12 protein-coding genes are annotated in these 12472 nt (G+C 69.2%); 5 read left to right on the top strand and 7 right to left on the bottom strand.

Translation table 11 applies throughout. The features are described 5' to 3' along the window. Positions 1–2: 2 nt before the first annotated feature. Both J4O73_RS03490 and croR read right to left on the bottom strand, forming a co-directional pair. Entirely contained in the window at positions 3–776 is a 774-nt protein-coding gene (locus J4O73_RS03490; protein WP_426214906.1) for a TrmH family RNA methyltransferase, read from the bottom strand. Between the two features lie 46 nt (positions 777–822). Further along, the gene (croR, locus tag J4O73_RS03485) at positions 823–1311 is read right to left on the bottom strand and encodes a 3-hydroxybutyryl-CoA dehydratase (RefSeq protein ID WP_378968205.1); all 489 of its coding nucleotides are present in this window, start codon (positions 1309–1311) and stop codon (positions 823–825) included. Positions 1312–1512: 201 nt separating this feature from the next. Between croR and J4O73_RS03480 the strand changes: the two genes are divergently transcribed. Both J4O73_RS03480 and J4O73_RS03475 read left to right on the top strand, forming a co-directional pair. Beyond that, entirely contained in the window at positions 1513–2115 is a 603-nt protein-coding gene (locus J4O73_RS03480; protein WP_426214587.1) for a cation transporter, read from the top strand. Between the two features lie 8 nt (positions 2116–2123). Beyond that, positions 2124–2966 (top strand): metallophosphoesterase, encoded by an 843-nt coding sequence (locus J4O73_RS03475; RefSeq protein WP_426214585.1) that lies wholly within the window; start codon positions 2124–2126, stop codon positions 2964–2966. A 76-nt stretch (positions 2967–3042) separates the two neighbouring features. Here the strand turns inward: J4O73_RS03475 and J4O73_RS03470 are convergent, their stop codons facing one another. Then, positions 3043–3366 (bottom strand): TM2 domain-containing protein, encoded by a 324-nt coding sequence (locus J4O73_RS03470; protein ID WP_426214583.1) that lies wholly within the window; start codon positions 3364–3366, stop codon positions 3043–3045. Between the two features lie 97 nt (positions 3367–3463). Further along, positions 3464–4909, bottom strand: a complete 1446-nt coding sequence (locus J4O73_RS03465) for a homospermidine synthase (protein WP_426214581.1) — start codon at positions 4907–4909, stop codon at positions 3464–3466. Positions 4910–5241: 332 nt separating this feature from the next. Between J4O73_RS03465 and J4O73_RS03460 the strand changes: the two genes are divergently transcribed. The 3 genes from J4O73_RS03460 (at position 5242) to J4O73_RS03450 (ending at position 9640) form a co-directional block, all read left to right on the top strand. Further along, a complete protein-coding gene (locus J4O73_RS03460) occupies positions 5242–5418 on the top strand; it encodes a hypothetical protein (RefSeq protein WP_426214579.1) in 177 nt (58 codons plus the stop codon). Positions 5419–5512: 94 nt separating this feature from the next. Beyond that, complete coding sequence (locus J4O73_RS03455; RefSeq protein WP_426214577.1) at positions 5513–6190, top strand: invasion associated locus B family protein; 678 nt, start codon at positions 5513–5515, stop codon at positions 6188–6190. Positions 6191–6283: 93 nt separating this feature from the next. Beyond that, positions 6284–9640, top strand: a complete 3357-nt coding sequence (locus tag J4O73_RS03450; RefSeq protein WP_426214575.1) for a hypothetical protein — start codon at positions 6284–6286, stop codon at positions 9638–9640. Positions 9641–9650: 10 nt separating this feature from the next. Here the strand turns inward: J4O73_RS03450 and J4O73_RS03445 are convergent, their stop codons facing one another. Genes J4O73_RS03445 through J4O73_RS03435 form a run of 3 tightly spaced genes read right to left on the bottom strand, consistent with a single transcriptional unit; the run spans position 9651 to position 12366 of the window. Next, entirely contained in the window at positions 9651–11096 is a 1446-nt protein-coding gene (locus tag J4O73_RS03445; protein ID WP_426214573.1) for a pilus assembly protein TadG-related protein, read from the bottom strand. After that, the gene (locus J4O73_RS03440; protein ID WP_426214571.1) at positions 11081–11821 is read right to left on the bottom strand and encodes a TadE/TadG family type IV pilus assembly protein; all 741 of its coding nucleotides are present in this window, start codon (positions 11819–11821) and stop codon (positions 11081–11083) included. Before J4O73_RS03440 ends, J4O73_RS03445 begins: the two co-directional genes overlap by 16 nt. Further along, positions 11821–12366, bottom strand: coding sequence for a TadE/TadG family type IV pilus assembly protein (locus J4O73_RS03435; RefSeq protein WP_426214569.1), 546 nt, complete (start codon positions 12364–12366; stop codon positions 11821–11823). Before J4O73_RS03435 ends, J4O73_RS03440 begins: the two co-directional genes overlap by 1 nt. Positions 12367–12472: the final 106 nt, after the last annotated feature.

Genomic DNA, 12472 nt, shown 5'->3' with positions numbered 1-12472 from the left:
GATCAAGGCGCCGAGTTTACGCTCGGAGAAAGCCGTCCCTGGGCCCGTGCCAGCGCGTGGAGAACGATACCCGCCGCCGTGGCGACGTTCAGCGAATCGAAATCGCCCGCCATGGGGATCCGCAGGGAGCGCGCCCGCGCCAGCAGTTCCGCCTCCAGGCCGGGACCCTCGGTCCCCATGATGAGCAGCGCCCGCGAGGGCAGTGGCCGCGCGCCCAGTTCCTCGCCGGCTCCGGGGCTGAGCGCCACGGCTTCGAGGGACAGGGACTCCGCCAGCGCCAGCCAGTCGGTCTCCGGTTCCAGCCGCGCGAAGGGCGTGACGAGGGCCGCCCCCGCCGAGACGCGGATCGCCTTGCGGTAGAGCGGATCGCAGGTCGTGGCGTCGAGCAGCACCGCGTCCGCCCCGAAGGCGGCCGCGTTGCGGAAACAGGCGCCGACATTGTCGTGGTTCGTGAGACCCGCCAGCGCCAGGACCAGGGCCGGAGCCGGGGCGGCGGGGACGATCGCGGCGGGGGAGGGCTCTTCCCCGCGCAGGCCGATCGCCAGAACCCCGCGGTGGATCGGGAAACCCGTCACCGCGCTCATCACCGGCTTCTCGGCCACGAAGATCGGGGCCTGACAATCCCGCAGCGCCCCCGCGAGGCCGGGCAGCCGCTCGGGGGCGAGGAGCAGCGATTCGGCCCGGAAGCGCGAGCGCGGGCCGAGCAACAGCCGCAGCGTCACCTCACCTTCGACCACGAACCGCCCGGCGCGACCGACGAGGTCGCGCTCGCGCATCTGGGTGTAGGGGTCGAGGCGGGGATCGGCGGGGTCGTCGATCGTCTCAGATGTCACTGGGGGCGATGCGGCTCTTCTCCATGCGCACGGCCAGCGGGTCGGCCTCAGCCTTGGTCGGCACCTTCACCCAGGCCTCGCCGTCGAGCACCGATTCACCGCTGACGGTGCAATTGCAGGCGAGCCGCGCGCGGCGACGCTCGGGAATCAACTCGGCCACCGTCACGGTCACATCCACCGTGTCGCCGATGCGCACGGGCGCACGGAAGTTGAGGGTCTGCGAGATGTAGACCGCGCCCGGTCCCGGCAGGCGGGTGCCGAGCACCGCCGAGATCAACCCGGCCGTATAGAGGCCGTGGGCGATGCGCGTGCCGAAGGGCGTGCGCGCGGCGAAGTGTTCGGACAGGTGGATCGGGTTCCGGTCGCCGGTGATTTCGGCGAAGCCGACCACGTCGGAGGAGGCGATGGTCTTGGTGAGGGTCTCGGACAGACCGACTTCCAGATCCTCGAAATACAGGACGCGCAGTTCCGGCAGCATGGCTCGACAGGACCTCCGGTTGCGGCCGCTCGTTCGTGTCGGCCCGGTCGGAAGGGGGTCGCACAGGCGCGGCGCCGAATCCACCTGTACGAAGGCGCAACTTTCTTGAGGCGGCCGCAGACTTTTCTGACGGAAAGCGCCTCGACAGCGCCGCCGCGCCGGGACAAGAGGCGGGCTCTCGCCCCCTCCACCGGATCCCGGATGAGCGCCGCCCCCCTCACCACCCCGCCCGCCGCCCTGCGCCCGGTCGTGGCGCGCGTGGCGGCGCTGAACGGCGCCTGCTTCTTCATCGAGATCGCCGTGGCGCTCGCCATCGCCTCCGTCTCGCTGGTGATGGATAGCCTCGACTTCCTGGAAGACGCGGCGATCAACCTGCTGATCCTCGCCGGGCTCGGCTGGAGCGCGCGCAACCGGGCACGGCTCGGCACGGGGCTCGCCGTCCTGCTCGTCCTGCCCGCCCTCGCCGGGGCCTATGCCGCCTGGGACAAATTCGCGGAGTTCACGCCGCCCGCGCCCCTCCCGCTGACACTCACCGGGCTCGGGGCCTTCGCGGTCAACCTCGCCTGCGCCACGATGCTGGCCAAGCATCGGACGGGTTCGGGCAGCCTGACCCGCGCCGCCTACCTTTCGGCCCGCAACGACACGGTGGCCAACCTCGCCGTCGTCGCGGCGGGGCTGACGACGATTGTCGTACCCTCGCCCTGGCCGGATCTCGTCGCGGCCGGGCTGATCGCCGTCATCAACGCCGATTCGGCCATCGACATCCTCCGCGCCGCCGCCGCCGAGCGGCGCGCCGCCGGGTGAGGAGACGCATGCGCATCTTTCCCCTCTCCGATCTGCACCTCGAACGCCGCCGCCTCGACCTGATCGAGCTGCCGGTGGATGCGTTCGACGTGCTCGCCTGTGCGGGCGATCTCTACGAGGGCCATCCCGAGCGGGGGCTCGCGGCGCTGCTGCATCTCGCGCAGGGGCGGCCGGTGGTGCTGGTGCCGGGCAACCACGAGCATTACGCCCCGACCGGCGATCCGCGCACCGCGCCGGAACTGCTCGCCGCCCTCGTCACCGAGGTGGAGCGCCTGAACGACCTCGGCGCGCAGATCCATCTGCTCCGGGGCGGTCAAGCGGTTGTGATCGATGGCGTGCGGTTCGTTGGCACGACCCTGTGGAGCGACTGGTGCCTCGCCGGGCTCTGGCTCACGCAGGACACGCCGAACCGCCCGGCCGACCCGATCGCCTTCGCCGCCGCGCGGATGACCGATCCGGTCACCGGCTCGCGGGAATATCGCGGCTCGATCCGCAAGGCGGACGGCACCCCCTGGCAGCCCGCCGACGCGATGGCGGCGCATCTCGCCGAGCGCGAGGCGCTGCTCGCCGCCCTGGCCAGGCCGCACGAGGGCAGAACGGTGGTCGTCACCCACCATCCGGCGAGCCCGTTGGCTGCAGACCGGTTCCGCGACGCCCCCAGCGTACCCTGGTGGGTGCCGGCCTTCTACGCGACGACCGTTCTGGATGATTTAGCCGACGAAACACGGCCGGATCTGTGGATTTCGGGCCATTTCCACGCCGGCCACGACATGAGGATCGGCCGCTGCCGCTGGGTTGCCAACCCGGTCGAGGGTTCAACCTACCGGGCGGATGCCATCGTCACGGTGTGAAGGGTTTCGCCGCTCCCGGTCACGCCGGCAAGGTCACCGGCCCCTCCGCCTTCCACTCGCAAGGGCGGTAATGCTTTCAGAACCGGATCGCGGGGGGCGTGCCCGTCAGGACCGCGGAGGTGGTGGGCGCGATCAGTCGGCCGAACGTCCGGCGCAGCTCCGCCTGCTTCGCCCGGACCATGCGGGGGATCAGGAACAGGTCGATGACCAGCCAGACGAGGCCGATGAGCAGCAGGTTCAGCACGAGCTGACAGATCGCGCTGCCGATTCGCCCCAGATAGAACCGATGGGCGGAGACGAAACCGAGGAAGAACCACAGTAGATAGGCCGCGACGACGCTCGGCCCCTCGTTCGTGACCCGTTGTTCGATCAGGATCTGCTGTTCGACCGTGGCACCCATCGCCGCTTCCCCGCAGGAACGGCTCAGCGTGGAACGCGTCGCCGCCGATGACAAGACGCCGCCGTCCCGGGTGGCGCGACGGCGGACGATGCTTCGCTCAGCGATGCACCAGCACGTTCCGGAACTGCCACGGATCGCTGGTGTCGATGTCCTCCGGGAACAGGCCCGGACGGTCGGTGAGCGGGGTCCAGTCGGTGTACACGCCGACGACCGGGCCGAGATACGGCGTCTGCACCTCGAGGCAGCGGCGGAAGTCGATCTCGTCGGCCTCCACGATGCCCGCTTCCGGGTTCTCGATCGCCCAGACCATGCCCGCGAGCACGGCCGAGGTCACCTGAAGGCCGGTGGCGTTCTGGTAGGGGGCGATGCGGCGGGTCTCCTCGATGGAGAGCTGCGAGCCATACCAATAGGCGTTCTTGGCGTGGCCGTAGACCAGCACGCCGAGCTCATCGATGCCATCGACGATCTCGTTCTCGTCGAGGATGTGGTGCTTCTCCTGCACCTTGCCCGCGTTGCCCCACATCTCGTGGAGCGAGAGCACGGCGTCGTCGGCCGGGTGGTAGGCATAGTGGCAGGTCGGGCGGAACACCGCCTGATCGCCCTCGCGCACGGTGTAGTAGTCGGCGATGGAGATCGCCTCGTTGTGGGTCACGAGGAAGCCGAACTGCGCGCCCGCCGTCGGCACCCAGGTGCGCACGCGGGTGTCGGCGCCCGGCTGGAGCAGGTAGATCGCACAGCGCGAACCCTTCTCCTGCTCGCGGGCATTCTCCGGCTTCCAAGTCTCGTTGGTGCCCCAGCCGAGCTCGGCGGGCTGGTTGCCCTCGGAGACGAAGCCCTCGACCGACCACGTGTTGACGAAGACGCCGCGCGGCTTCGGGTTCTTGGCCCGCTGCGTATCGCGTTCGGCGATGTGCACGCCCTTCACGCCGAGCTTATGCATCAGCCCGGCCCATTCCTCACGGCTCTTGGGCTCGGGATCGGTGACACCCGTATCCTTGGCGATGTTGAGCAGGGCCTGCTTCACGAACCACGAGACCATGCCCGGGTTGGCGCCGCAGCAGGACACGGCGGTCGGGCCGCCCGGCTTCTGTGCGCGGGCGTCGAGGATGTCCTGGCGCAGGGCGTAGTTGGTGCGGTCGCCCTGGCTGCGGTTCTTGTCGAAGTAGAAGCCCGGCCACGGCTCCGCGACGGTGTCGACATAGAGGGCGCCGAGTTCCCGGCACAGTTCCATGATCGCGCGCGAGGAGGTGTCGACCGACAGGTTCACGCAGAAGCCCTGGCCGCCGCCCTCGGTGAGCAGGGGGGTGAGGACATCGCGGTAGTTCTCAGGGGTGAGCGCGACGGTCTCGAAGCGCAGCCCGTGCTTCTCGGCCAGCGCCTTGTGGGTGTCGACCGGGTCGATCACCGTGAAGCGGGCCTCGTCGTACTCGAAATGGCGCTCGATCAGCGGGAGCGTCCCGCGCCCGATCGACCCGAAGCCGATCATCACGATGGGGCCGCTGATGCGGCCGTGGATCGGCCAGCGCGTGGGCGCGTCGGTCATACTGCAATCCTCGTCTGGTGGGCGGCACCTGGGCCGCGACTTCGCACAGGCGGCGGTAGGCCGCGCAGGTGACAGTTCAGCGACGATCGGACCTTAAGGCCCATATCGCAATGGACCGCTCCATGGCGTCTCGCCCCGGCAGGGTCAACAGGGGGCGGCTGCGCGGGGGTATTGCGAAACGGTAAACGCTCCTCGCAGACAGGCATGCATCAAATGCATGCGGCGGCGGCATTCATGTCGGTACGCAGCCAAAATCGAATGGCTCATATTGCGTTGCAGCAGACGCGCAAGCCGTCACGGAAACGTCCGAGCCTTTCGAGACTGGAATCGACATGCTCGCTCTCATCGCCTCCCGCGTTCCCAATCCCGCCCAGGAAGCCGCCGATCGCGATCCTGGCCTCCTCACCCTGGTCTTCGCGCTGGTGCGCGCCGTCCGCCGCGAATCCGCCGGCGCGGTCGCACGGCACTGTGAACTCCTCTCCCGCGCGGGCGGCCCGATCCCCCTCTGAGACCATCGCTTTCCTGAGCCGGAGCCGATTGCGTCGCCCCGCCTCAGAGGCTAGGCGGCTTCGCGTCCGATCCGCGTACCGGGGAACCGAAGTCATGCCGCCGATCCGTTTGCCCGCCCGTCGCGCGGCACTGCTCCTCGTGGCGCTGCTCACCGCCACGGGCGCCACGGCGCAGGAGTCCGACCAGGGCGGCGAGGCACCGGCGGCGGCGGAACCGGCTGCGCCGCACAAGGCGAAACCCAAGCCGAAGCCGACCCCGAAGGCCGTCGCCAAGCCTGCGCCGACGGCGACGCCGGCAGCGGCCACTGCGCCGGTCGCGGCTTGGCCGACGGGCGCATCGACCGTCAGCGAGAGCTACGGCGACTGGACCGTCTCCTGCGTCCGCCCGGAGGAGAAGGTCAGCTGCATCGTCGTCCAGTCCCAGGGTGATTCGAAGACCGGCCGCCGCAAGTTCGGCTTCGAGCTGAGCACGCCGAAGGACGGGCGGTCCGAGGGTGTGATCCTGATGCCCTTCGGCATGGCGATCGAACCCGGCGTGACCTTCAAGCTGGACGAGCAGGCGCTCGGCAAGGGCGCGCCCTATTCCACCTGCACCAGCGAGGGCTGCCTCGTGCCGATCAGCTTCCCGACCCTGGCGACGGATGGGATGCGCAACGCCAAGGCCCTCACCGTCACCGGTCAGAAGAGCGGCAACAACGAGGCCGCGTCCGTCGTCGTGCCGCTCGTCGGCTTCCCTCAGGCGTTCGATCGCGCGGTCGCGCTCAGCGGTTAAGCCGCTATTAGCCGTGCTGGTGCAGGGTTCCCCCATGTGGCGTAAAGGCGTGGCGGGTGTCGCCCGCGCGCCGGGAGCGGGTCTCAGCAGGCGATGGGAGCTTTGCGCGGGCGAAACCGGAAAGGCCGCGGCCTGCGCGCCCGCTCGGTTCCGTTCGTGGCCGCCCTGCTCGTCGCAGCGGGGTTCGATCCGGCGCTCGCCGCGCGCCTCGTCTCGGCCAAGGGGTCCGAGACCGACGGCTACGGCCGCCTCGTCCTCACCTTCGACAAGCCCATCACCGTCAAGGCATCGGTCTCGGGCGGCGTCCTGATCCTCGGCTACGGCGAGAAGGCCACGGCGGGGCCGGAGCGCCTCTCCGAGGAGATGGCGACCTACGTCACCGCCGTGCGCCGCGATCCCGATGGCACCGGCTTGCGCCTCGCCCTTCAGCGGCCCGTGCGGGCCAATGTGCAGCTCGCGGGTGAGCGCGTCTTCGTCGATCTCCTGCCCGAGAGCTGGCGGGGCCTGCCGCCGCCCCTGCCGCAGGATGTCGTGGCCGATCTCGCCCGCCGGGCGCGTCTCGCGGAGGAGGCGCTTCAGGCCCGCATCCCCACGCCGCCCCCCAAGCCGCTCGCCCTCGAACTCGCCCATTTGCCGACGCTCACGCGGTTCTCCATGCGGGTGCCGGAGGGCGTGCCCATCACGCTGACGAACGAGGGGGCGGCCACGCGCCTGCGCGTCACGGGCCGCTACGCGATCGACGCCGGTAACGTGCGCGGACGGCCGCGGCCCGGCGTGTCCGCCCTGGCGACCGATGCCGACGAGAACTCTGCGAGCCTGATCCTCACCCCCGCCGAGGGTTTCGTCGTGACCGGCGAGCGCGAGGACGGGATCTACACCCTCGACGTCATCCGCAAGGCCCCGCCCGCGCCGCCGAAATCCACCGAGGTTGCGGTGCCCGATGCGCCTCCGCCCCAGGATACGCCTCTCAAGGAAGTGTCGCCCAAGGAGGCAGCGGCGGCGGCGGTGAAGGTCGTCCCGGCGGCGAAGGAAACCGCGCCGAAATCCGAGACGGTTCCGACGCGCCTGGCCGGGTCCGGCCTCGTCTTCCCCTTCGCGCACCTGCCTCCGGCGGCCCTGTTCGAGCGGGGCGGCATCGCCTTCCTGGCCTTCGAGACGGCCGACCCGGTCGCGGTGCCGCCGCCGGGCGCCACGGGCCTGCGGTCGCTCGGCGAGCCGAAGCGGTTCGGGGCCCTTACGCTGCTGCGCTTCGCGCTGCCGACGGGCAAGCTCCTCGACCTTGCCGCCGTGGCGACGCCGAACGGCCCGGCCTGGGAACTCTCGGCGGGCAACAGCCTGAGCCCGAGCGCCACCCTGGAACCCGTGCGCCAACCGAGCCCGGCCGGGCAGGTCTCGGTGTCCGTACCCATGCCGCGACCGGGCGCGACCGGCTGGCTCGACCTCGACGGCGAGCGCATCGCGGTGGTGGCGTCCTCCGCGCTGGAGGCGGCAGGCAATCCCAAGAGCCGACGCTTCGTCGACTTCGAAATCCTGCCGAGCCGTCATGGTCTGGCGGTGCTGGCAACGGCGGACGACCTCGCGGTGCGGTCCGACCTCGACGGGGTGCTCATCGCCCGCGAGGGCGGGCTTGCGGCCTCCGGCACCCCGAAGAAGCCGGAAGCCGCCCTGGACGCGCCCGGCACCCTGATCTTCGACCGGACGGCCTGGGACAAGGTCCGCCTCGGCAACGTGCGGCAGACGCTGCGCGACCTCTTCACCGCCGCCGCGATGGGGCCCGCCATCGAGCGGGGGCCGGCGCGTATCGCGTTCGCCCGCGCCGCCTTCGCCAATGGCTTCGACGTCGAGGCCCTGAGCGCTCTCGAGGCCGCCGCCGCCGACGATCCGCTGGTGGCCGAGACCCGCGAGACGGCGATCCTCCGCGGCGTCATGCTGGAGCATGTCGGCCGTCACGCGGATGCACTGAAGGCGCTTTCCGTCCCGGTTCTCGCCGCCGATCCCGAGGCCGCCCTGTGGCGCGCCCATGCCTCGGCCGGTCTCAACGACTGGACGGCCGCCGAGACCGGCTTCCAGAAGGTTCTCCCGGTCGCCGAGCGATACCCGCCCGAAATCGCCGACGAGATGCGCGCCACCGCCGCCGAGGCGGCGATCGAGACGGGGGATACCGAATCCGCCGCCGCTCGTGCGGGCGATGCACGCGACCTGCAACCGCTGACCCGCGACCGCCTCGCCCTGGTCCGGGCGCGGGTGGCCGAGGCAACCGGCCAGGACGCCGCCGCCATCGAGGCCTATACGAAGCTCGCGGACAAGGCCCAGTGGCCCGTCGCCGCCGCCGCGACGATGCGCGGGACGCTGCTCTCCAGAGCCGCGGGCAAGATCGACGTGCCCACCGCCATCGAGCGGTTGGAACGCCTCGCCATGATGTGGCACGGCGGGCGCCAGGAAGAGGCGATCAATGCCGGCCTCGCGCGGCTCTACCTCTCGGACGGGCGCTGGCGCGCGGCTTTCACGGCGGTGCGCCGGGCCAACACTTTGGCACCGAACTCGCCACTCTCCCGCGCCCTGACCTCCGAGGCGCAGGGCGCGTTCGAGGATCTCTACCTCGCGGGCAAGGGCGACAGCCTGTCCGGCGTCTCGGCGGTCGCCCTGTATTTCGACTTCAAGGAACTCGCCCCCATCGGTCGGCGGGGCGATGCCGTGGTGCGCCGCCTCGCGGACCGGCTGGTCGGCCTCGATCTCCTCGATTCGGCGGCCGACCTGCTGCAATATCAGGTCGATAACCGCCTCACCGGCGCGGCGCGATCGGCCGTGGCGGCGCGGCTCGCCACCGTCCTGCTCATGGACGGCAAGCCCCTCCGGGCGTTGTCGGCCCTCGAATCCACCGACATGCCCGAGCTGACCGCCGAATTGCGGCGGGCGCGCTCGCTGGTCCGGGCGCGGGCGCTTTCGGATCTGACCCGCACGGATCTCGCCCTCGAAGCGATCGAGGACGAGGCCGGCCCCGACGTGGCGCGGCTGCGCGCCGACATCCTGTGGAGTGCGCGGCGCTGGCGCGAGGCGGGCGAGGCACACGAAGCCCTGCTCGGCGAGATCTGGCGCTCCGGCGCGGCTCTCGATGAGACCGCCCGCGCCGACGCGATCCGCGCCGCCATCGCCTACGATCTCGCGGGCGAACGGCTCGGTCTGGAGCGGTTGAAGGCCAAGTTCTCCGGTCCGATGGCCCTGGGGCCCGATGCGCGCACCTTCGCGCTGCTCACGAGCGACGGGGCCACCCGCAGCCAGGGCTTCCGCGCCATCGCGGCACGGGCGACCAAAGCGGAGACCCTGTCGGCCTTCCTGGCGGAATACCGGAAGCGCTATCCCGAGGCCGCCGTGCCGGATCGCGGCACGGAAACGAAGGCGGGCAACAGCCAGAGCCGCGCCGACACCCCCGCCACCCCGCCGCCGGGCTGAGGCTGTCGCCTCAGTGCGTGATGCGGGCGACCTTCAGTGCTTGGTCGAACATCGCGCTCAGGGCGCTGTCGATGTCGGCGGGGCTGTTGGCGGTGTAGAAATAGCCGGGCGAGGCACAGGATTTCAGCGGCGTCGCCAGGGTGGGGCTGAAGCTGTTCACCCGGTTGTTCTCCCAGGCGATGCCCCCGCTGTTGTTCACGAAGTTGATCTGGTTGTACGGAATGTACAGGACCGAGATCGTCGCGCCTGCGTTCTTCAGCGCGGCGCAGTTGTTCGGGTCGATCTGCGACGGTTGAGAGCCGTCCCACCAGGCCGCATTGTAACCGGTGAATTTAGACGGGTTGCCAGGATAGGCGTATTTGCCGTTCACGGTGGTCGAGTAGTGCTGTCCGTTCTGCATCCCGTCGGTGATGAGGAACACGAACGGCTTCGGCTTGGCCGCGGTCGATCCATCGCCATAGGAGGCGACGGTCGATTGCATCTGCGGCATCGCCACCTCGAAATGCGTGCCGCCCGCACCCGTCCCCGTGGTCGGGTCGTTATTGGTGTAGAGCTGCGTCGTGCCGGTATCGAGCAGGTTCGTGAAGGCGAGCGGCCTGGTCTGGCCGCACTGCGCCATGGTGTTCAAATTCGCGATGGTGCTGGTGAGCCCCGCCAGCGTTCCGAGTTGATTGATGAACGGGTAGATGCCGACTCTGTACTGGTTCGGTACGACGGGAGCCGCAGCCCGCTTGAGCAGGTTACACACGGCGGTGTTCACCGCATCCGTGCGCAGTTGAACATTGTTCTGCACGGCCAGATTCCAGCCGTTGTAGCCGGGAAAGTGGCAGGCGAACTGGCACCCCTGCTGATAGTCCGACCACATGTCGTTGCTCAGGCTGCCGAGCTTGTTCATGTCCGTCTGCGTCGCGGGCAAGCCCATCGAGCCCGAGACATCGACCATCAGGTAGAAATCGAGATAGCTCGGCAGGTCCACGGAGGCGGTGACGGTGCTGCCGACGGTCGTCGAGGGCGACCGGAACAGCTTGCCGAAGTTGTTCTGCACGACCGCCGAATAGACGACCTTCGAATCGAGCCGTTGTCCATTGCGCGTCACGACCGGCGCCGGAGACAGGTTCACCGTGGTGTAGGGCACCTTGCCCGCATTCACATTGAACGAATTGATCGCCTGCCGCTGCCCGGCGGCGATAGCATTGGCGTTGAGGTTCGGATCGGTTGGGTTGGCCGCGATGTAAGCCTTGGTCGTCACCACGGCGGCGAGGGCGGCCGCGTCGGCGGCGGCGTTGAGCTTCGTCTTCGTGGACATGGCCGTGCCGTAATCCACGCCGAGCCCGACGAGGCCGACGATGGGGATCAGGCTGAAGCCGAAGAGGATGCTGAGGTTGCCGCCGGTGGCGCGTGGCAGTGCGGCGGCCTGCGCGGCGAGCCGGTTCAGGCCGGTCAATATCCGGGACATTTGGTGGCGATCCCGTCGTTGCTGGTGGTGTCGTAGTTGATCAGCGTCGCGTAGCGGGGCTGGACGTAGGCGCTCCGCGAGATCGTCAGGGTCGGGAGAAAGCCCACCCCGAAGGTCGGGGTGAACTTGAACACGACATCGATCACGATCAGCGAGGCGGGGCCGTAGACCGAGCGAGGCAGCAGCGTCGGGTTCGGCGTCGCCGTGTTGTCGGTGGGCAATTGGGGCACGACGCACGGCCTGTACATCTGGCCGTAGGGCTGCGACGTGCCGGTGCTCGTCCAGACCACGTTGGCGACGTAGCAATTGCTCTGGTCGGCGGGATCGCTGCAGGTGCCGGTGGTCTTCGTGAAGGCGATGCTCGCGAAGTTGATGGCGATGTTGCGCCACCACGCCACGTTCTGACGCTTGGCGTCGTTCAGCAGGTAGGGGAAGATCACCATCGTGGCGTCGTAGCCGAAATGGAGATCGGCCGCGTTGACGGTGGCCGTGCTGGAATTGTCCGGCGGTTTGACCTGCGAGATCATCTGGCTGATCGAGCGCGCCACCTGCCCGACCTTGCGGCTGGCATTGATGTACAAAACGAGCTGGATGCCCGTGAGCAGCAGGACCAGCAGGATCGGCAGGATGACGGCGAATTCGATCGCCGCGACCCCGCGCTCGGCTCGCAGGAAGCGACGCAGCGGCCCGCTCTGGGCGGCCGGAAGGGCGCGCACCGGTCCCATCAGTATTGTTCGTTCCGGAAGGCCGCCGTCGCGGTGGCGAGATAGGCGGCCTGACCGTTGAAGGTGGCGCCCCCGCTCAGCATCGCGGCGAAGCCCGAGGGCAGGAAGGTGACCGGGTAGATCACCTGCAGATATTGGAAATCGCCCTGCATCCCGAGGTCAAACTGGCCGGATCCCGGCGTCAGGTTCGGCACGGTCAGCCCGCTCGCGTCGGGCTTCACGTAAGCGTAGTAGCCCCCCGGTCCGGAGGCCTTGGTCACCTTGTACAGGTTGATGACGAGGTTGTTGCACTGGATGCCGGCCGGCAGGCGGCTGCACAGGCTCTGCTGGAAGGTGCCGAGATTGGCGGAGTTCGCCTGGGCCGCGCCGATCAGGATGTCGCGCGCGGCCGCGTTCGTCGCGTATTCCACCGCCTGCGTGATATACACGATCGCGCCGACGACCATGACGAACAGCGTCGTCATGATGAAGAGCGTACCAACGAGCGCGAATTCAACAGCCGCAGCGCCTCGCCGGTCGCCCAGGAATCTCCGGACTCTCGTCATAGGCATTTTCTAGGCTGAGAGAGCTTAAATCCTGGATAATTCGATTGCAGGCTCCCGAACACATTCTCGGGATAGTTGCAAACTGCCGCTGAAGACGGCGGTAACC

This window comes from Methylobacterium sp. NFXW15, assembly GCF_049887755.1.
In the GTDB taxonomy this organism is placed as follows: Bacteria; Pseudomonadota; Alphaproteobacteria; order Rhizobiales; family Beijerinckiaceae; genus Methylobacterium.
The sequence above is the reverse complement of the archived record's forward strand: the minus strand, read 5'-3'. Positions and strand labels throughout refer to the sequence as shown.

Coding starts and splice junctions, on each gene's coding strand:
- J4O73_RS03445 (WP_426214573.1), bottom strand. CDS start 11,096: ATGTCCCGGATATTGACCGGCCTGAACCGGCTCGCCGCGCAGGCCGCC.
- J4O73_RS03450 (WP_426214575.1), top strand. CDS start 6,284: ATGGGAGCTTTGCGCGGGCGAAACCGGAAAGGCCGCGGCCTGCGCGCC.
- J4O73_RS03475 (WP_426214585.1), top strand. CDS start 2,124: ATGCGCATCTTTCCCCTCTCCGATCTGCACCTCGAACGCCGCCGCCTC.
- J4O73_RS03435 (WP_426214569.1), bottom strand. CDS start 12,366: ATGACGAGAGTCCGGAGATTCCTGGGCGACCGGCGAGGCGCTGCGGCT.
- J4O73_RS03440 (WP_426214571.1), bottom strand. CDS start 11,821: ATGGGACCGGTGCGCGCCCTTCCGGCCGCCCAGAGCGGGCCGCTGCGT.
- J4O73_RS03460 (WP_426214579.1), top strand. CDS start 5,242: ATGCTCGCTCTCATCGCCTCCCGCGTTCCCAATCCCGCCCAGGAAGCC.
- J4O73_RS03455 (WP_426214577.1), top strand. CDS start 5,513: ATGCCGCCGATCCGTTTGCCCGCCCGTCGCGCGGCACTGCTCCTCGTG.
- J4O73_RS03470 (WP_426214583.1), bottom strand. CDS start 3,366: ATGGGTGCCACGGTCGAACAGCAGATCCTGATCGAACAACGGGTCACG.
- J4O73_RS03490 (WP_426214906.1), bottom strand. CDS start 776: ATGCGCGAGCGCGACCTCGTCGGTCGCGCCGGGCGGTTCGTGGTCGAA.
- J4O73_RS03480 (WP_426214587.1), top strand. CDS start 1,513: ATGAGCGCCGCCCCCCTCACCACCCCGCCCGCCGCCCTGCGCCCGGTC.
- croR (WP_378968205.1), bottom strand. CDS start 1,311: ATGCTGCCGGAACTGCGCGTCCTGTATTTCGAGGATCTGGAAGTCGGT.
- J4O73_RS03465 (WP_426214581.1), bottom strand. CDS start 4,909: ATGACCGACGCGCCCACGCGCTGGCCGATCCACGGCCGCATCAGCGGC.